Source organism: Bradyrhizobium sp. HKCCYLRH2047 (genome assembly GCF_051168175.1).
Taxonomy (GTDB): domain Bacteria; phylum Pseudomonadota; class Alphaproteobacteria; order Rhizobiales; family Xanthobacteraceae; genus Bradyrhizobium.
Map to the genome: position 1 here is coordinate 120,188 of NZ_JBNPUM010000004.1, position 16,400 is coordinate 136,587.

At 65.0% G+C, this 16,400-nt stretch carries 15 protein-coding genes; 9 read left to right on the top strand and 6 right to left on the bottom strand.

Translation table 11 applies throughout. The annotated features are described in order from the left end of the window. Nucleotides 1–31: 31 nt before the first annotated feature. The 3 genes from ACQR1D_RS10935 (at nucleotide 32) to ACQR1D_RS10945 (ending at nucleotide 2,928) form a co-directional block, all read left to right on the top strand. Complete coding sequence (locus ACQR1D_RS10935; RefSeq protein WP_434838389.1) at nucleotides 32–1,213, top strand: hypothetical protein; 1,182 nt, start codon at nucleotides 32–34, stop codon at nucleotides 1,211–1,213. Between the two features lie 856 nt (nucleotides 1,214–2,069). Further along, a complete protein-coding gene (locus ACQR1D_RS10940) occupies nucleotides 2,070–2,681 on the top strand; it encodes a type II toxin-antitoxin system HicB family antitoxin (protein ID WP_434838388.1) in 612 nt (203 codons plus the stop codon). Then, on the top strand, nucleotides 2,674–2,928 hold the full coding sequence (locus ACQR1D_RS10945; protein ID WP_434838387.1) for a hypothetical protein: 255 nt from the start codon (nucleotides 2,674–2,676) through the stop codon (nucleotides 2,926–2,928). Before ACQR1D_RS10940 ends, ACQR1D_RS10945 begins: the two co-directional genes overlap by 8 nt. A 40-nt stretch (nucleotides 2,929–2,968) precedes the next feature. Here the strand turns inward: ACQR1D_RS10945 and ACQR1D_RS10950 are convergent, their stop codons facing one another. The 4 genes from ACQR1D_RS10950 to ACQR1D_RS10965 all read right to left on the bottom strand — a co-directional run bounded on the left by ACQR1D_RS10950 (nucleotide 2,969) and on the right by ACQR1D_RS10965 (nucleotide 6,329). Then, the gene (locus ACQR1D_RS10950; RefSeq protein ID WP_434838386.1) at nucleotides 2,969–3,370 is read right to left on the bottom strand and encodes a hypothetical protein; all 402 of its coding nucleotides are present in this window, start codon (nucleotides 3,368–3,370) and stop codon (nucleotides 2,969–2,971) included. Between the two features lie 586 nt (nucleotides 3,371–3,956). Continuing rightward, the gene (locus ACQR1D_RS10955; RefSeq protein WP_434838385.1) at nucleotides 3,957–4,583 is read right to left on the bottom strand and encodes a transglutaminase-like cysteine peptidase; all 627 of its coding nucleotides are present in this window, start codon (nucleotides 4,581–4,583) and stop codon (nucleotides 3,957–3,959) included. A gap of 332 nt (nucleotides 4,584–4,915) precedes the next feature. Further along, complete coding sequence (locus ACQR1D_RS10960; protein WP_315801062.1) at nucleotides 4,916–5,530, bottom strand: PilZ domain-containing protein; 615 nt, start codon at nucleotides 5,528–5,530, stop codon at nucleotides 4,916–4,918. 241 nt (nucleotides 5,531–5,771) lie between these two features. Further along, nucleotides 5,772–6,329: a PAS domain-containing protein gene (locus ACQR1D_RS10965; protein ID WP_434838384.1), complete on the bottom strand. Its 558-nt coding sequence runs from the start codon at nucleotides 6,327–6,329 to the stop codon at nucleotides 5,772–5,774. Nucleotides 6,330–6,853: 524 nt separating this feature from the next. Between ACQR1D_RS10965 and ACQR1D_RS10970 the strand changes: the two genes are divergently transcribed. Continuing rightward, complete coding sequence (locus ACQR1D_RS10970; protein WP_316176998.1) at nucleotides 6,854–7,651, top strand: rhomboid family intramembrane serine protease; 798 nt, start codon at nucleotides 6,854–6,856, stop codon at nucleotides 7,649–7,651. A 304-nt stretch (nucleotides 7,652–7,955) separates the two neighbouring features. Beyond that, nucleotides 7,956–8,384 carry a CBS domain-containing protein gene (locus tag ACQR1D_RS10975; RefSeq protein ID WP_315801059.1) on the top strand — a complete coding sequence of 143 codons (429 nt, stop codon included), beginning with the start codon at nucleotides 7,956–7,958 and terminating at the stop codon, nucleotides 8,382–8,384. On the opposite strand, the gene ACQR1D_RS10980 is transcribed toward ACQR1D_RS10975, so the two are convergent. Then, entirely contained in the window at nucleotides 8,371–9,390 is a 1,020-nt protein-coding gene (locus ACQR1D_RS10980; protein ID WP_434838383.1) for a patatin-like phospholipase family protein, read from the bottom strand. The two genes, ACQR1D_RS10975 and ACQR1D_RS10980, sit on opposite strands and share 14 nt — an antisense overlap. A gap of 273 nt (nucleotides 9,391–9,663) precedes the next feature. Between ACQR1D_RS10980 and ACQR1D_RS10985 the strand changes: the two genes are divergently transcribed. From ACQR1D_RS10985 to ACQR1D_RS10995, 3 genes are all read left to right on the top strand, one after another. Next, on the top strand, nucleotides 9,664–10,740 hold the full coding sequence (locus tag ACQR1D_RS10985; protein ID WP_434838382.1) for a hypothetical protein: 1,077 nt from the start codon (nucleotides 9,664–9,666) through the stop codon (nucleotides 10,738–10,740). Between the two features lie 73 nt (nucleotides 10,741–10,813). After that, on the top strand, nucleotides 10,814–10,984 hold the full coding sequence (locus ACQR1D_RS10990; RefSeq protein ID WP_315801056.1) for an RNA polymerase sigma factor region1.1 domain-containing protein: 171 nt from the start codon (nucleotides 10,814–10,816) through the stop codon (nucleotides 10,982–10,984). Between the two features lie 910 nt (nucleotides 10,985–11,894). After that, nucleotides 11,895–14,366, top strand: coding sequence for a putative bifunctional diguanylate cyclase/phosphodiesterase (locus ACQR1D_RS10995; RefSeq protein WP_434838381.1), 2,472 nt, complete (start codon nucleotides 11,895–11,897; stop codon nucleotides 14,364–14,366). 196 nt (nucleotides 14,367–14,562) lie between these two features. On the opposite strand, the gene ACQR1D_RS11000 is transcribed toward ACQR1D_RS10995, so the two are convergent. Then, nucleotides 14,563–15,126, bottom strand: coding sequence for a nitroreductase family protein (locus ACQR1D_RS11000; protein ID WP_315801054.1), 564 nt, complete (start codon nucleotides 15,124–15,126; stop codon nucleotides 14,563–14,565). 312 nt (nucleotides 15,127–15,438) lie between these two features. On the opposite strand from ACQR1D_RS11000, the gene ACQR1D_RS11005 reads away from it, so the two are divergent. Next, entirely contained in the window at nucleotides 15,439–16,347 is a 909-nt protein-coding gene (locus ACQR1D_RS11005; RefSeq protein WP_434838452.1) for a hypothetical protein, read from the top strand. Nucleotides 16,348–16,400 lie beyond the last annotated feature (53 nt).

Genomic DNA, 16,400 nt, shown 5'->3' on the forward strand with positions numbered 1-16,400 from the left:
CGACGTATCGTCAAAGCAAGGCCAAAAAAAGTTGCGCATCGGAACGGCCTTACGCGAGGCGATGACGTGCCTCGCACCATCCGCGACCGGCGGCAAGACGTCGAACTTCAAACTCGGAATTCAATCTGAAGTCGATTTTGTTGCGCGCGATGGCGAACCCATGTGGTATTTTATAACCGTTGTTCTGGTCGGCCGGGGGGCGCGTGCGTGCGTGATGGGGCACAAACTTTGGTTGTTGATCTATATTGCCATGGTCATCTTATCGGGCTGCCTGGCCGCTCCGATAGCATACAGCGGCAGGGGTATCTCGATCGCCGGATGCAAGCCGGCGCCGGAGCGTGATCAGTTCATCAGCTCGTGCAGTGCGCGCCGGTTTGGAGATTTCGAGCATGCTGCGTTTTGGTTCGGGATCGAGCGCAGGGCGCTTGCCAACCTGAAGGCAGCCGACGTGGTCTTTACTGGATCGAGCCGCACGATGTTTGCTTTCAGCACGGCTGAAGTGCGGTCGTATTTTGCCGCACGCGGTGTACGGCAGTTCAATCTCGGATTCAGCTATGAGGACCAGCAGGCGTTCTTCTCTGCGCTTGCAGTGAAGCACCATCTGCGTCCACGTGTGCTGGTGATTGGCGTCGACCCCTATTTCAACGACCGTGTGAGCGAGCCCGCTCTGGCCGCGATGCATGATCGATGGGAGCTCGGGCGGGCTCTGGTCAAGAAGGGGGAGATGTGGGCCCAGCCAGCCCTATGCAAATTTCGGTTTATCGACTGCGAAATTGCGCCGACGGCCTTCAGATCGTCAGTGGATGGCTATTTTCTCTGGCGGGATTCGCTTATGGCGGATCGCCAGCGCCCCCGAGTTCGTCGGGATCGGTTGCGGGACTTTCAGGTCAATGTGCCGCTCGCGGCGATCGAGGCGAACACCTTCTTGAAGCGAATTGGCATGCCTGCCGACTGTGTCGTCCTGGTCCCGATGCCGACGACCGAAATCTGGCCGAAGCCGGATCCGACCAGCCAACTCGCCGAGACGATCGGGGCCATGTATATCGACGCGGACACCGGCGACGATCTCACCTTTGTCGACGAGATGCATCTGTCATTTGACAGCGCGAAGCGGTTCTCGTCGGAATTTGTTCGCGCGTTCGACCGGATGCCGCAGACCTGCTTGACCAATGGTCCATTGCCGGCCGAAGCCTCCGCGCTTCCTGGCAAGTGATGGAGCTGGGACGGTCGGGATCGCCGCTGGCCTCTAAACCGGGGGCGCCTACATCTCGGCCTGCTCTCAGGACGGCATCGCGGAGAGATACGCGGGGACAGTCGATCGTGCCCGACGCGGGAGATCCGGGCGGCAGCCTTTGCCGAGGACTGATCGATTGGTCGTGCTCATTGAGATGGCCCGTCGGCCTGGATTGTCGTCCCAATAGACGGAGACGGACTCGCGCCGTCCCCGAACGCACCTGGCACCAGATTTCGGAAGCCCGCCGACGCGGCAGGAGGGTGAACGGGAGATTTCCCCGTCTCGTGCCGTACTCGCACGCGTTCATGAACTATCGTCGGCCGGGCGACGCCGCCAAAAAAAGTTGCGGCCAGCCCTTGGGGGACATTGGTCCGCGTGTTGAAATCACAATGATTTCTTGTCCGCTGGCGGCTTTTCCCCGTACCTTCCCCGAGCGCAACTTATGGAGCTATCGGCCCGCTGAAACGTCGCCTTTCTGAGCCGACGTGCTATTATCTCAGGTTGTAGAGACCGTTGATCCATCCTGTTTACCACTTAAATCATATGTGATATCATAGGCGATAGCATCGTGGCACAACGCGACAAGCTACTCGTTGACATCCTGAACAACGCACGCAATGTCCGGTTCGATGACGCCTGCAAAGCCGCGGAATGGCTTGGGTTTTCCTGGAACTCAGGGAAGGGGGCCCATAGGGCATATTCAAGAGCTGGCGAAGTTGAGCAGCTCAATTTCCAGAATCGCGACGGTAAAATAAAGCCATACCAGGCCAAGCAACTTCAGCGCATGATTGAACGGTATTGGGATTTTGACCTCGGGGAGCCTCGGTAATCCGCTATGAACGCAAATAGGTATCCTGCACAGGTCTTTTACAGCGATGAAGACGAGGGTTTCATCGCTGTTGCTCCGGATCTTCCCGGCTGCTCGGCGTTTGGAGAAACCCAAACGGAAGCCCTCACTGAACTGCAGACGGCGATTGAAGTATGGCTCGATGCGGCACAGAAGGCGGGGAACCCTGTCCCTAGCCCATCAAAGCCGGTGAGCGAGCCTTTGCCGAGCGGGAAAGTGCTGGTCCGCATGCCCCGAACTCTGCACCAACAGCTCCTCGACCGTGCGGTATACGAGCACACAAGCCTTAATCAACTCGTTATCATGATGCTTAGCGCTGCCATCGCAGTGAGAACTTCTGAGACCATAACGACTACGGTCTCGGGGATCGGCGCGTGGAAAGTCGCAGGCATCACGGGCTTCGCGGGGGGCTTCGGCTACAGCCCTCACGGTACGGTTTATAGCTCGGGTATCACGGACCGTCTCCGGGCCATAGCGGGAACCACCGTAAATCTTCCGGCCGGAACGGGAGGCTCCGTAACGCTATCCACCGCTTCCGAGACGACGGCGGAGGCTATTCGTATTTGGACCGCTGGCCGTGAAAGGACAGTTCATGGCTGAAGCAACTCAGTTTACGTTTGAGCTTAGAGAAGTCACTGAGACGCTTCTAAAGAAGCAGGAGATTCACGAGGGCAAATGGCTGCTGTCCGTGGAGTTTACGATCAACGCCGGATTTATGGGACTCAGCCCTGAAACAGGTCGTCCAGGTGTTGTCATGTGGGCAAACACGCTTCAATTGGTCAGAGCTCAGGAGGGCGCTCCAGCGAACCTTATTGTCGATGCGGCCGTCGTCAATCCAAAGTCTTGAGCCACGAGAAAGGTGAGCCTTTCGAGGAGTGCCGGGACTTTCAGCCAGCGATTTTCCCCCGGACGCTCCCCACGCCGGGCAGATTCTCGACGCGCTGCCATTCCTCGCGCGAGACGACGTGTGCGTAGCGCGCGGCGCTGCGCGGGTCGCGCCAGTTGTTGGTCGCGGCGATGCCCTGGACGTCGGCGCCGCCATAGCGGCGCATCCAGGTTGCCCAGGTGTGGCGGAAGGTGTGGAAGCCGACGAAGGCTAGCCGGAACGCCGGCTTCTTCCACGGTACTGGCCGGCGCTTGGTACAGACCAGGCCGCAGGCGGCCATCGTGGCGCGCGTCAGCAGGTGCTTGAAGTGGCCGTCCTCGTTGAAGCGAAACAGGTGGTCGCCCGTGGAAGCCTCCAGGTGCGCGGCGATCCGCTGCGCCAGATCCGCGCGCAGTCGGAGCATGCGCGGATCTTCGTTCTTCGAGGTGCGCAGCCAGGCGGCGGCCTCGGAGGGGGGCGGACGTCGGCGCGCAAGAGCGCCAGGCCCTCGCTTTTGCGCACGCCGGTGTAGAGCAGCAGCAGGTAGAGCGCAAATTCGCGGTCGATGGCCTCGGCTGCGTCGACGATCGACCGAGGGCCGGCCGTCAGCGAAGCGCGCCTCGAAGCTACCGGTGTCGGGAATCCCCTCGGGGCTGCGCGGGATGATGCGGACCTGATCACCTTTCATGGCGCCACATCTCACCGCGACGCCGGCATGGCAAGAGCGAGAACATGCCGGGAACACATTCCCCGAATTTTCCCCGTCCCCGGTGCCATGTTCCGTCAAGGTTCGGTCGCCAGATGTCAGCGAGCGAAGATCGATTGGCACCTAAATCCAATTGAAATCACGTGTTTTTCGGCAAAATCCGCCGGCAAAAAAAGTTGCGGCCAGGCCTTGGGGGAGGCCTGGCCGCGCGCGAACCGGTCTGGGACGGGGAGGGGTGGGGATGTGACCGGGTCGCGTAACTCGAATTCGTGTCTCGCCTCTCTGATCAGCGCTCGCGGACGCCTTAGCGTTCTCTGGCGCTGGCGGTGGCCACTGCCGGGCGACCGTCGCCGAGCGAGACCCACACGTTCGGGTCGCTCTGCGACTGCCGCTTGACGAAGCGGTAGCCGGTTTCGGTCCAGGCGACGACGTTCTCGTTCTGATTGTCGAGCACGTACTCACCCTTGTCGGTCTTCACGGTGAGGACGGCATGTCCTTCACCCTTTTTGTCGCGCACCACCGTGATCAGCAGCGCCTCGCGGGGCCAGCCGGCATCGATCAGCAGCTTGCGCTTCAACAGCACGTAATCCTCGCAGTCGCCGTAGCCATCCGTCGGCAGCGACCATTTCTCGACCACGCCCCAATGGTCCATGTCGGTGATCGGCTTGACGTTCTCGTTGACCCAGCGATTGACCTTTAGCAGATCGCGCCAGGCGGTCTGGGACAGCACGATGTCGCGGGGCTGCGACGCGCCGCCGCGGCATTCCTCGGGGGTCTCGGTGCAGAACTCGACCCAGCCGATCGGCGCCCGTGCGGTGTCGCCCAGGCTCGCATAGAGCACCCGGTCATCACCGGCATGCGCCACCCCGCCCATCGCCATCAGGAAGGCTGCGACCGCCCACCCTGTTGCCTGTCCCGTCCGCTTGACCATTTTGGCCCCCGTTTTCGTTGGGACCATCTGTCTCACAAAGATTTTTCGCTGCCGCTAAATCGCCACGATGGATTTGACGCAAATCCAAGTAAAACAAAGGGCTTATTCGACTTTCACTTGAATCGAATCTAGCTAAAATTTGAATCATTCGCGGTTGAATCGAATGCGCGGCATTAAGCCGGGAACCGCTGCCGTTGCAGGGTCCCGTGCGCTTTTCCCGCCAACCATTAACTGCGCTGGACTGCCTGTGCGATGGCCGAACGCCACACGGCGCCCGTGGTGGCGGACGCCGTGTGCTCCGTGAAGTTGCGGGATTTCAGAGGCTTGCGGCTTTACCGCGCGGTAACGCTGTCTTCGAGCGTTTCGGCGAGCTGGGCGTGCATGAACTCGATCGCGAAGCCGCCTTCGAGATTTCGCACCACGCGCGCCTGGACGCGGCCGAGCATGACCTGCGATTTCAGCGGCGGCCTGGTCTCCGCCGCAATCGCCGCGCCCGACAGCGACATGTCGATGATGCGGCAGGTCATCTTGGTGCCGTCCTCGAGCGTCAGCACCGCGATCGGGTTGCGCGGAATGATACGGTCGTGGCGGCGATCCTCCGGCAGGTTGAGGATGTCGCGGTTGGCGAGCCAGGTCAGCTGCGCGGCGAGCTTGTCGCGCTTGCGCGCGGTGGCGCCGATCGTCATCGCGAAGCCGTTGTCGATGATGCGGGTGATCTTGCCCTCGACGCGGCCGATATGGTCGAGATAGGCGATCACGCGGTCGCCGACATTGCCGATGCCGGGTGCGAGCAGCGCCAGCCCGCCCGGCGACATGTTGATCACCTGGCAGGGAAACTCGCGCCGGTCGGGCAGCATGTAGCGGCCGAGCAGGTGGACCTTGACCCGCTGGAAACGGCGGCGCTCCTCGGCGGCCGGAAGAGAGAGTTTTTTGTTCGGCAACGCCATGTTTCGCCACTCAAAGCCGGCTCTTAGCGTGCCGGATGATCCAGTGTTGAAACTAAGTCCTGCACGGTTAATTCAGCGTTATCGCAGCACCGCAGGCGTTCATCTTGTTCGCGCAAGACGAGCATTGCCGCTGATGACGGCTCTCTCCGTCATTCCGGGCCTTGTCCGGATGATGCGCTCGCAATGACGGGGAGAGAGCTGGGGCCCCGACAAGGCTTACGGGACACGCATCTGCAGGAAGTTAGCGCAGTCCCTCATACACCATCAGGCCGCGGGCGAGCGCGAGCTTGCGCAGCGCGCGCGGCACGATCGGCTCGACCGGCGGATGGATATAGCGCCAGGACACCATCTCCAGCGGGCCGAGCGCGCCCCTTGGCGTCTCGAACGGGGCGAGCAGGCCGGTCAGGCTGATCGGCTCATGCGCGCGGGTCGCGAACGGCAGCAGCAGCAGTTCGAAATGCGCGGTCGTGCGATCCGGCGCCTGCGCCGTCACGCCGGCGATCGCGGGCAGCGTCTCTTCGCAGACCACCGCCGTGATCTCCTCGATCTCGCGGCGGCTGGCCGGCGCGAACTGCGCCGGAAAGCTGCTGTCCTTGACGTCGCCGCCGAGCAGGGCGCACAGCCGCGTGCCGGCCATGCGGAACGGAAAGCCGCTGTCCGCATCGCAGGACAGGACAAAGATGTCGCCGAGCAGCTCGCGCACGGCCGACGGCTCGAAGTCGCTGCGCTCCGGCGCCTTGGCATGGCCGCGCCTGTCGTTCCAATAGGCGAAGAGCTCGCGATTGGACGGATGTTTCATCTCGGTAACCCCTCGCGCCCCTCGACGTCACGGGGGACATTGCTGTCCCGCTTTCGTCCAGGCGCCTCCCTGGTTGATTTTCGCAGGAGGGGTGGTGCAGCGTCCATGCCGATGGTGCGATCGTGCCGGCTTTACCCCGGCCTTCCGCGCGTTAAGGTTAAATTAACGATGAGCTTGGCGGCGTCCCGGCGATCGTTAACAATGCGTTCATCAGATCGCGGCCGGACGGTGCAAGGTCCGCCGCGATACGGTGAGGTACACGCAGGCGGCGTCAAACAAGTCTGGTCGTCGCGACGGGGCGGGGTGGGGACAACAACCCCGGGCGCTCCGGACGCGGCAAAGGCCGGCAAGTCTCGGAGGGAGGGTCTTCTCAGGACCCTCCCTCGTTCTTTTGGCGGATCCGTCGCCCTTTCGCCTCCGCTGCCTCCGCCCCACACATCAACTCTGCCGCCGTGCGCTTGCGCAGGCCGGCCAAAGCCGCCTATCTGACGGATCTGTTCCTCTCGTCGAAGGCGTGCGTTCCGTTGGATTCCTCCTCGTCAGACCTCACGCAGGATCCGCCGCTCCAGCAGGCGCGGGAGCCGATCCTCAATCTGCCGGGCGCACTGACCGCCTACATCCTGCTGATCGCGGTGATCCATCTGCGCGTGCTGCTGCCGGACGAGTGGAACGCAGGGATCATCGACCTGTTCGCCTTTGTCCCGAAACGATACGACCAGACCCTGATGGACGGGGCGTTTCCCGGCGGCACGCCGGCCAAGATCTGGACCTTTTTCAGCTACTCGCTGCTGCACGCCAATCTGGCGCATATCGGCTTCAACGTGCTGTGGCTGCTGCCGTTCGGCAGCGCGCTCGCGCGCCGCTTCGGAGCGCTCAGGTTCTATCTGTTCCTGGCGGTGACGGCGGCGGCCGGTGCGCTGGCTCATCTGCTCACCCATGAGCACGCGCTGGCGCCGATGATCGGCGCCTCGGCCTCCGTGTCCGGCACCATGGCGGCGGCGATGCGCTTTGCCTTCGTGAGCGGCAGCTTCCTGTCGTTCACCCGCGGCGATGCCGATGCGGCGGCCAGGGTGCCGGCGCTGTCGCTGTCGCGTGCGCTGCGCAATCCGCGGGTCCTCGGCTTCCTGGCGGTGTGGTTCGGCGTCAACATCGTGTTCGGCATCGGCGGCATCACGCCCGGCGCCGAGGGCGCCGACGTCGCCTGGCAGGCGCATATCGGCGGCTTCATCGCCGGACTGATCCTGTTTGCGCTGTTCGATCCCATCCCGCATGCGCGTGGCGATGCTGCACCTGCGTTGCCGTCCGACGCGGCCGACCATTAGTTGCCGCGATCCTGCGCTTGCGAGCGCGGGTGATTTCATTCATCATTTGCGTCCACCACAACCGGGACACGATTCCGGGCGAACGAAAGCAGGCCCTTTTGTGCCATGCGGCAGGCCTGCGAAGGGCGTTGCAACCACAACGCGATCCGCTGCGTTGGATCAGACGCGGTCGGGCCGGATGCGTTGGATCGGTTGCGCTGCCAGACTGTTGATTGAAGACTCGCTTGACTGACGATCGCTGGAAGCATCGGCCGCAACGACGCCTCGTTCAAGAAGGCGCACCGGCCTTTCAAGGAGACGAGCAATGACAGTACGTGCGATCCTCGACATCAAGGGCCACCAGGTCGAGAGCGTCGAGTCCCAGACCACACTCGCCGAGGCTGCCAAGCGGCTCGCCGAGCGCAAGATCGGCGCGGTGCTGGTGATGTCGGGCAGCCGGATGGAGGGCATCCTCTCGGAACGCGACATCGTCCGCGCGCTCGGCGAGCGCGGCGCCGCGGCGCTGACCGAGCCGGTGTCGAACGTGATGACGCGGCGGGTGGTGAGCTGCAAGCCGGCGGACACGGTCGCCTCGATCATGGAGATGATGACCAACGGCAAGTTCCGCCATCTGCCGGTGATCGAGGGGGGCGGCGTGGTCGGCCTGATCTCGATCGGCGACGTCGTGAAGTGGCGCGTCCAGGAATACGAGACCGAGCAGGAAGCGCTCCGCCAGTATATCAAGACGGCGTAGTCGCTCCGCCGCCGGTCGGCGTGACTGCGCCGATCGCCTCCTGGATTGAATCCAGCGCACGTTCGGCCGCCCTTGTGCCGAACGCGATGAGGTCGGCCGCGCGGTGGAAGTCGAACCAGCCGATCTGGCCGACGCGCGGCGAGATCAGCAGGTCCGGCGGGTCGCCGGCGAGGCGCGCACGGGTGATGCGGTCCTGCATGATGTTGAAGGCGTCGACCATCACCGACGAGATGCCCGGCCGGCCGCCTTCGCCGAAGAACTGCCGTTTCACCGCGCGCTCCGGCGAGAACAGCCTGCGGAAGCGCCGCTTCGGCGGCGTGCTTTCCATCACCGTCTCCGGCACCTGGACCGGCTGGCCATGCGCGTAGATCGTTGTCGAATGCGTGAACACGTCGCTGGACAGGTTGGCGGCGATCACGATCTCGGCGCCGAGCGCCCGCGCCGCCGACACCGGCACCGGATTGACCATCGCGCCGTCGACCAGCCAGCGGTCGCCGATCAGGACCGGCGCGAAGATGCCGGGCAGGGCATAGGAGGCGCGCATCGCATCGACCAGGCTGCCATGGGTCAGCCAGATCTCGTGCCCTGTGCGAATCTCGGTTGCCACCGTCGCGACCTTCATCGGCAGCTCCTCGATGGTGACGCGGCCGAGCGATGCTTCGAGCTGGGCGGCGAGCTTCTCGCCGCCGATCAGGCCGGAGCCATTGAGGCGGATGTCGAGATAGCCGAGGATGTTGCGCATCTGCAGGCTGCGCGCCCATTCCTCCAGGGTATCGAGCTGGCCGGCCGCATAGGCGCCGCCGACCACGGCGCCGATCGAGGTGCCGACCACGACGTCGGGCACGATGCCGTGGGCCATCAGGGTCCGGATGACGCCGATATGGGCAAAGCCGCGCGCCGCGCCGCCACCCAGCGCCAGCCCGATCACCGGCTTGCGGATCGTCCCGAGACCGACATCGGAACCTTCGGTTCCGCTCGCACGGCGTCCTTTCAGAATATCCAGCACCACGATCTCCACGCCTACGCATACTGTGTGCAACGAGTCGGCAACGGACTCATGACGCATGACAGCCTAGCACCAGCCTACCAGAAGCATCCTTTATGCCGGGTCGACGGGAGTGCCGGATGCCGCTGATTTGAACGCTCCGCCGGGCAGACTGCGCGCCGCGGGCGCTCAGGCGCCCGAGAACGCGACCAGGTCGCGCGCCGTTCGCGCGGTTCCTCAGGGAAGGTTGAGTAGAGGCTTGAATTTGCCGCGTTTTCGGTCAAAAGCAGGACGATGACGACAGGTCGCGGGTTCACCAGATTCCGGCGCAGCGGGCGGCTATGGCTTGTGCTCGCCTTGTCGTGCCCGCTGACCGGTTTCGTGATGTCGCCGGCCGCGGCGCAACTGTTCGGCGACCGGCCGCCGCCGGTTCCGCCGGCCTCAGTGCCTGATCCCGGGGCGGCGGTCAGCCTGGCGCCACCCTCCGGCCCCGCCGCCGGGCCCATTCCGCCGCCGGCCCCGCAGGCGCTGCCGGGACCCCCGGTCGCCGCGATCCCCCCCGGCGCGCCGGCCGCGATCCCGCCGGTGGCCGCTCCGCCGGCCGCGACTCCCAATCAGGGCGTGCTGTCGCTGTCGGCGCGGTTCGGCAAGGACCTGCCGAACATCAATGGCGGTCTGGTCTGGCGCGTGTTCGCCGACCGGCCGGACGAATCCGGCGCCTTCAAGATGCTGCGCGAGGATCGCGGCCCGACGCCGAACATCGTGCTGCCGCCCGGCACCTATGTCGTGCATGTCGCGCTCGGCCTCGTCAGCGCGGTCAGGTCGGTGAACCTGAAGACGGAGACCGATCGCGAATCCTTCGTGCTGCCGGCCGGCGGCCTGCGCCTCGAGGGCAGGGTCGGCAGCAGCAAGATCCCGCAGAACCAGATCTCGTTCGCCATCTACAAGGGCAGCCAGTTCGACGGCCGCGAGCGGGCGCCGCTGGTGCCGAACGTCGCCGCCGGCGACATGCTGATGCTGCCGGAAGGCACCTATTACATCGTCTCCAACTATGGCGACGCGAACTCGGTGGTGCGCTCCGACATCCGCGTCCAGGCCGGCAAGCTCACCGACGTCACGGTGACGCACCGTGCCGCGGTCATCACCTTGAAGCTCGTCTCCGACAAGGGCGGCGAGGCGCTCGCCAACACCGCCTGGTCGGTCATCAACCCCGGCGGCGACGTGATCAAGGAATCGATCGGCGCCTTCCCCAAGGTCGTGCTGTCCGAAGGCGACTACCGCGCCATCGCCAAGAACGAAGGCAAGGTGTTCGAGCGCTCCTTCAGCGTCGTCAACGGCGTCGACGGCGAGGTCGAGGTGCTGGCGCGGTAGGACGCGCGAAAGCCTGCAGGGGCAAACCGACTCTCCCCGCTATTGATGAGAACCCATCTCCGGGGAGAGCCGCATGCAGATATCCGACATCATCCGCCATGCCATCGCGATCGGTGAGCGTAAGGGATGGATCACGTTCGACGAGCTGAATGAGATCTGTCCAGGCAACACCGTCGCATCCGAGGACATCGAGCGGCTCATGGAGGCGCTCAGCGACGCAGGCATTCGTCTGGAGCAGGAGTGATGCGAGCGCAGAGTTTTTGCAGGATCGCGTTCCACCAACGGTGTCGTCCCGGCGAACGCCGGGACCCATACCGCGGATGCTATCGGGGACGTAGCTGTCAGCGGCCCGCCTCGCCGCGGCCGGTGGCTATGGGTCCCCGCTCAAGGCCGGGACGACGGCGGTGATCGTCGAAGCAGTGGTGCGCGACACGACTCGCTAAACTCGCGACGTCTGCCCGTCGGGTTACTTTGTCGCAGTTATTAGTCCTTGCGTCGTCGGGCAAATCAGGTGGATCTTTCCGCGCATCCCGCCTCGAGATGAGGGGCGTATCGCGGTCGTCACGAGACGCGAGGCGGGGAGCGGTGGGCGTGGTGGATTGCAGCGCGGGGTCTCTCGTGCCGACGAACGATCTGCTGCGCACGGTCAAGTCGCGCGGTCCTGATATCCCGATGCTGATATCAACTCACGTTGAGGCTTCGCCTTGCGTGGGGATGGTGGCCAGAAAGCCCGGCGCACCAGGGAGAACGCGAAGCAGCCGTTAAAGCCATCGCGCAGGGAGGGCCGGGTTTCCGGCTGACCTGTGGTACCTGCCGCCTGCATTTTTTTCGCAGGCGGGCCACGGGCCTCAGTCGAGGTCCGGCTCTCCCTGCGCCCTCTGTTTGAAGAGGGCGGTTCGATCAGCAAAACTCGGGCAGATCGTGTCGCGAGATCGCGCAGTCACATCCGCATCCGTGCCGTATCTCCCTCTCGTTGGCACAGCGGCGATGAAGCGACGCTGTCACAGTCGCTAATGCGCGATAACCATGGAACCACTTAAAACTGTCACAATCGCTGCGCGCCATGCGCGAAGCCAATGCATTTACAGCTCGTTAAAGCCGCGTCTGCTTCAGATACCGCCGGGACCTACAGGGTGGGCGATCGAGTGGGAATGATGAGTGCCGCGACGACCAAGGCGTTGACAACGATCAGCAGCGATCTCTTTGACGACATCCCGGTACTCAGGCGCAAATGGCAGGCCGCGTTGAGGCCAGGGCAGCGCCTGCCGCGCTACGAGGACGTGATGCTGGGCAGCCTCGGCCGTCTCGCCGATCACATCGCGGTGCTCAACAACGACGACGGCAGCCTGCAGATTTCGCGCAGCGGCCGCTACGTCCAGCAATGGCTGCAGGACGAACGCTGGGACGTCGCGGTCGAAGCCGTGTCGCCGGATTGCGCCACCGTGCTGGTGGAGGCCGCCAATTGCGCGCTCGCCAGCGGCCAGCCCTATCTCGCTTCTGCGCATTGCGTGCGCGACGGCATGGTCCGCAGCTATGACGTCCTGGCGTTGCCGACCAATTCGCGGTGGGGCAGCACGCTGGTCGGGACCTACGTCAACGAGCGTGCCACGCAGTACAATCTGCTCGACGCGATCTTCTCGACGACCGATGACGGCGTCGTCTCGCTCGCGACCATCCGCGACAGCGTCGGCATGCCCTGCGATTTCCAGGTGGTCCATCACAATCGCGCGGCCGCTGACCTGCTCAGGCTGCCGTCGGCGACGCTGCAATGGCATCGGCTGAAGCAGGGCGGCAACATGTTGTGCACGCCCGAGGTGATGGCGCGGCTGTTCGACGTGGTCACGCACGGGCGAAGCGACCAGTTCGAGCTCGACAGCGAAGCGCGCAGTCTCAGGCTCGGCGCCCACGCCTTCGGCGACATCATCTCATTGACCATTGCCGATGTGACCGCGCTGAAGCGGCGCGAGGCCTCGTTCCGGCTGCTGTTCGACGCCAATCCGGTGCCGATGTGCATCCTCGACGCCAAGACCGCGCAGATCCTCAACGTCAACGACGCGATGGTCGGGCACTATGGCTATGGCCGGGCCGATCTCCTGTGCATGAACGTCTGGGATCTCTGGCCGCCGGGCGAATGGGAAAGCCTCGATGACGCGCTGTTGCGGCTCGCCGACGGCGATCTGTTTCACCGCGACTGGCGCCATCGCAAGGCTGATGGCAGCGAGATCGAGGTGCTGACCTATGGCCGCGAGATCAGCTTCGATGGCCGCGACGGCGTGCTGGTCGCGATCGTCGACATCACCGAGCGCCGCCGCGCCGAGGCGCGCATCGCCTACATGGCGCACCATGACGGGCTGACCGGCCTGCCGAACCGCGAATTCTTCCAGCAGCGCCTCACGCAGGAGCTCGACGGCGCCTTGTCGGCGGACAGGCGCATCGCGGTGATGTGCATCGACCTCGACCTGTTCAAGACCGTCAACGATTCCTTCGGCCATCCGATGGGCGACCGGCTGCTGCAGGCGGTCGCGGGCCGCCTGACGCAGCAGATGCATGGCGGCAAGCTGGCGGCGCGGCTCGGCGGTGACGAGTTCGCGGTGATCATCCGTCAGGGCGGCGCCGATGACGCCAGCGAGAGCGCCGCGCGTCTGATCGCGGCGCTCAGCGCGCCCTATGACATCGACGGCAATGAGCTCGTGATCGGTGCCTCCATCGGCATCGCGCTGTCGCCGGGCGACGGCGCGAGCTGCGAGGAACTGATGAAGAACGCCGACATGGCGCTGTACCGCGCCAAGCAGGACGGCGGCCGCGTGCATCGGTTCTTCGAAAAGGAGATGGACCGCCAGGCGCAGAAGCGCCGCGACATGGAGCACGATTTGCGCCGCGCCTTCGCGCAGGGCGAATTCGAGCTGCACTACCAGCCGCTGGTCGACGTCGCGACCGGCGCGATCTCCGGCTTCGAATGCCTGCTGCGCTGGCGCCATCCCGACAAGGGCATGATCTCGCCGGCCGACTTCATCCCCGTGGCCGAAGACATTGGCCTGATCGTGCCGCTCGGCGAATGGGTGCTGCGCGAGGCCTGTCACGAGGCGGCGCGATGGCCCGATGGCATCAAGGTGGCGGTGAACCTTTCGGCGGTGCAGTTCCGCAGCCGCAATCTGGTGCAGGTCGTGGTGCAGGCGCTGGCACAGTCGGCGCTGGCGCCGGAGCGGCTCGAGCTCGAGATCACCGAGTCGATCCTGCTGGCGGAGACCGAGGCCAATCTGGCGACGCTGCATCAGCTGCGCCAGCTCGGCATCCGCATCTCGATGGACGATTTCGGCACCGGCTATTCCAGCCTCAGCTATCTCCGCAGCTTCCCGTTCGATAAGATCAAGATCGACCGCTCCTTCGTGAAGGACCTCGCGCAGCGCTCCGACTGCCTCGCCATCGTCCGCGCCATCTCCGGCCTCGGCAGGAGTCTCAACATCATCACCACCGCCGAGGGCGTCGAGACATCGGATCAGCTCGACTGGCTGCGCGCCGAAGGCTGCAACCAGGTCCAGGGCTATCTGTTCAGCGCCGCCAAGCCGGCCTCGGAGATCGCGGGGCTATTGGCGCAGTTCGGTGGGCGATCGTCCAAGGCGGCGTGATGGGATGACGGCCGCCACACCCTCAACCGTCGTCCCGGACAAGCGCGCCGTAGGCGCGCGCCGATCCGGGATCCATAACCCCAGGAAGATGTGGTGACGGATGGTGTCGAACGAGCTTGTGTCGCGACTGCCGCCGGTGGTTATGGGTCCCTGCGTTCGCATGCGTTCGCAGGGACGACAGCGGAGATTGTCGCGCTCAGAACCGCGTCACGATGTCCGCCAGCGCCGGGCGCGGGCGGTCCTCGCTCGGCTTGGTCGGCTTGCCGATATGAATGAGACCTGCGAGCTTCTCCTCCGGCTTCAGGCCGAGCCCGTCCATCACGTCGCGGTCGAACATGAACCAGCCGGACAGCCAGCAGCCGCCATAGCCGAGCGCGGTGGCCGCGGTCAGGATGTTCATCGCGCTGGCGCCGGCCGACAGCTCCTGCTCATAGGCCGGCACCTTGGGATGCGGCCGGGTGAAGCTGACGAGACCGATCACAAGCGGCGCTTCCATGAAGCGGTTCTTCTCCACCTCCAGCTCGGCAGCGGTCGCCTGCGGGTTCTTCCTGGCGAAGGCGGATGCAATGACTTCGCCGGCGCGGCGCCGGCCGTCGCCCTCGAACACGATGAAGCGCCACGGCGCGAGCTTGCCATGGTCCGGCACGCGGGCGCCGATGGTCAGGATGGTGTCGAGCTCGGCGGGCGAGGGGCCGGGACCGCTCATCTCGCGCGGCTTCACGGAGCGGCGGGTCTTCAGGAGTTCAATCGCGTCGGTCACGTCGTCAGGTCTCGTTGGTTGCATCCGCGACAGATAGCATGCGCCCCCGCCCGCAACGAGATCACGGCACGGCGTTTTGATCGGTTCTACCGCGTGCTGCCGCGGCCGCAGGCGGACCCTTTGCTCGAGCCGGCGTGCAGCCGTGACGTGAAGCCGGCCATCTTTCGCCTGGTGCGGCGGCGCCGGTCGTACGGGCTGCGGCCATCGGTCCGCAGCCCGGCCTGGCGCCGGCAATTGTGGAAGTTGGGGTGGATCGGTAAAAAGATGACGCTGGCGACCGCAGCTCGCGGCCGGCCGGGCACCAGCCTTGCAGTGGGAATGACAGCGCTGACACCTTCACCTGATGCCGTACTGCGGCTGCGCGGCGCCCCCGGCTTCGCCGCGGCGATGCGAGCCTCGACCGCAGCCGCGGTCCAGCTCTACCGCGGCGACCGCATCCTCAATGCGTTGCTGAGCGATCGGGCGAGGGCGCTGTTTCCGCATGTCGCGCTGTACCTGCATTTCGCCGAGCAGCGCGACGGCGAGCTCGGCCTGACCGTCGGCGCCATGAAGGAGATGTGCGCCAGACTCGATCTGTGCAGTGGCGGCCGCTGCGAGGCGATGCTGGCGCTGATGCGCGCGGCCGGGCTGGTCGCGTCCGCCGCCAATCTCGACCGTCGCCGGCGTCCGCTGGTGCCGACCGACAAGCTGATCGCGCTGCATCGGGAGCGCTGGGGCGTGCAGTTCGACGCGATGAGCGCGGTACTTCCGGCCGCCGTGGTCTATCGGACGGCGCTGAACGATCCGGCCTTCGTGAAGACCTTCGTGCTCGAGCTCGGCCGCCGCTTCATCGCCGGCCTGCGCGTCCTCGACGGCGCGCCCGAGCTGGAGCCGTTTGCCGAGCGCACAGCCGGCATGGTGATCCTGTTCAGCCTGGCCCAGGGCGCAGGGCCCGAGCAGCCGTTCCCGCCGGATGAACCCGTGCCGCTCTCCATCAACGCCCTGGCGACGCGCTTCTCGGTGTCGCGCAAGCATGTGCTGACACTGCTGCGCGATGCGGAAGAGAAGGGCCTGCTCGCCCGCGGCACCGACGCCATCACCATCCTGCCGCGCGGCCGCGAGGCGATCGAGCGGATGCTCGCGACGATGTTTCTCTACATGGCCGAATGCGCCGAGGTGGCGCTGCAGGCGGCGGGCAAAGACGGAGATTCCGTTGATGTCGTTGCCACTCTGTCAGCGTAGCCGCTCGCGACAGCCGGCCCATGCGGGCGCAAGATCTATCCCCGCGTCATTGC

Excerpts from the sequence above, each read along its gene's own strand:
- ACQR1D_RS10940 (WP_434838388.1), top strand. The coding sequence starts at position 2,070 with ATGAACGCAAATAGGTATCCTGCACAGGTCTTTTACAGCGATGAAGAC.
- ACQR1D_RS10945 (WP_434838387.1), top strand. The coding sequence starts at position 2,674 with ATGGCTGAAGCAACTCAGTTTACGTTTGAGCTTAGAGAAGTCACTGAG.
- ACQR1D_RS10950 (WP_434838386.1), bottom strand. The coding sequence starts at position 3,370 with ATGCTCCGACTGCGCGCGGATCTGGCGCAGCGGATCGCCGCGCACCTG.
- ACQR1D_RS10955 (WP_434838385.1), bottom strand. The coding sequence starts at position 4,583 with ATGGTCAAGCGGACGGGACAGGCAACAGGGTGGGCGGTCGCAGCCTTC.
- ACQR1D_RS10960 (WP_315801062.1), bottom strand. The coding sequence starts at position 5,530 with ATGGCGTTGCCGAACAAAAAACTCTCTCTTCCGGCCGCCGAGGAGCGC.
- ACQR1D_RS10965 (WP_434838384.1), bottom strand. The coding sequence starts at position 6,329 with ATGAAACATCCGTCCAATCGCGAGCTCTTCGCCTATTGGAACGACAGG.
- ACQR1D_RS10975 (WP_315801059.1), top strand. The coding sequence starts at position 7,956 with ATGACAGTACGTGCGATCCTCGACATCAAGGGCCACCAGGTCGAGAGC.
- ACQR1D_RS10985 (WP_434838382.1), top strand. The coding sequence starts at position 9,664 with ATGACGACAGGTCGCGGGTTCACCAGATTCCGGCGCAGCGGGCGGCTA.
- ACQR1D_RS10990 (WP_315801056.1), top strand. The coding sequence starts at position 10,814 with ATGCAGATATCCGACATCATCCGCCATGCCATCGCGATCGGTGAGCGT.
- ACQR1D_RS10995 (WP_434838381.1), top strand. The coding sequence starts at position 11,895 with ATGAGTGCCGCGACGACCAAGGCGTTGACAACGATCAGCAGCGATCTC.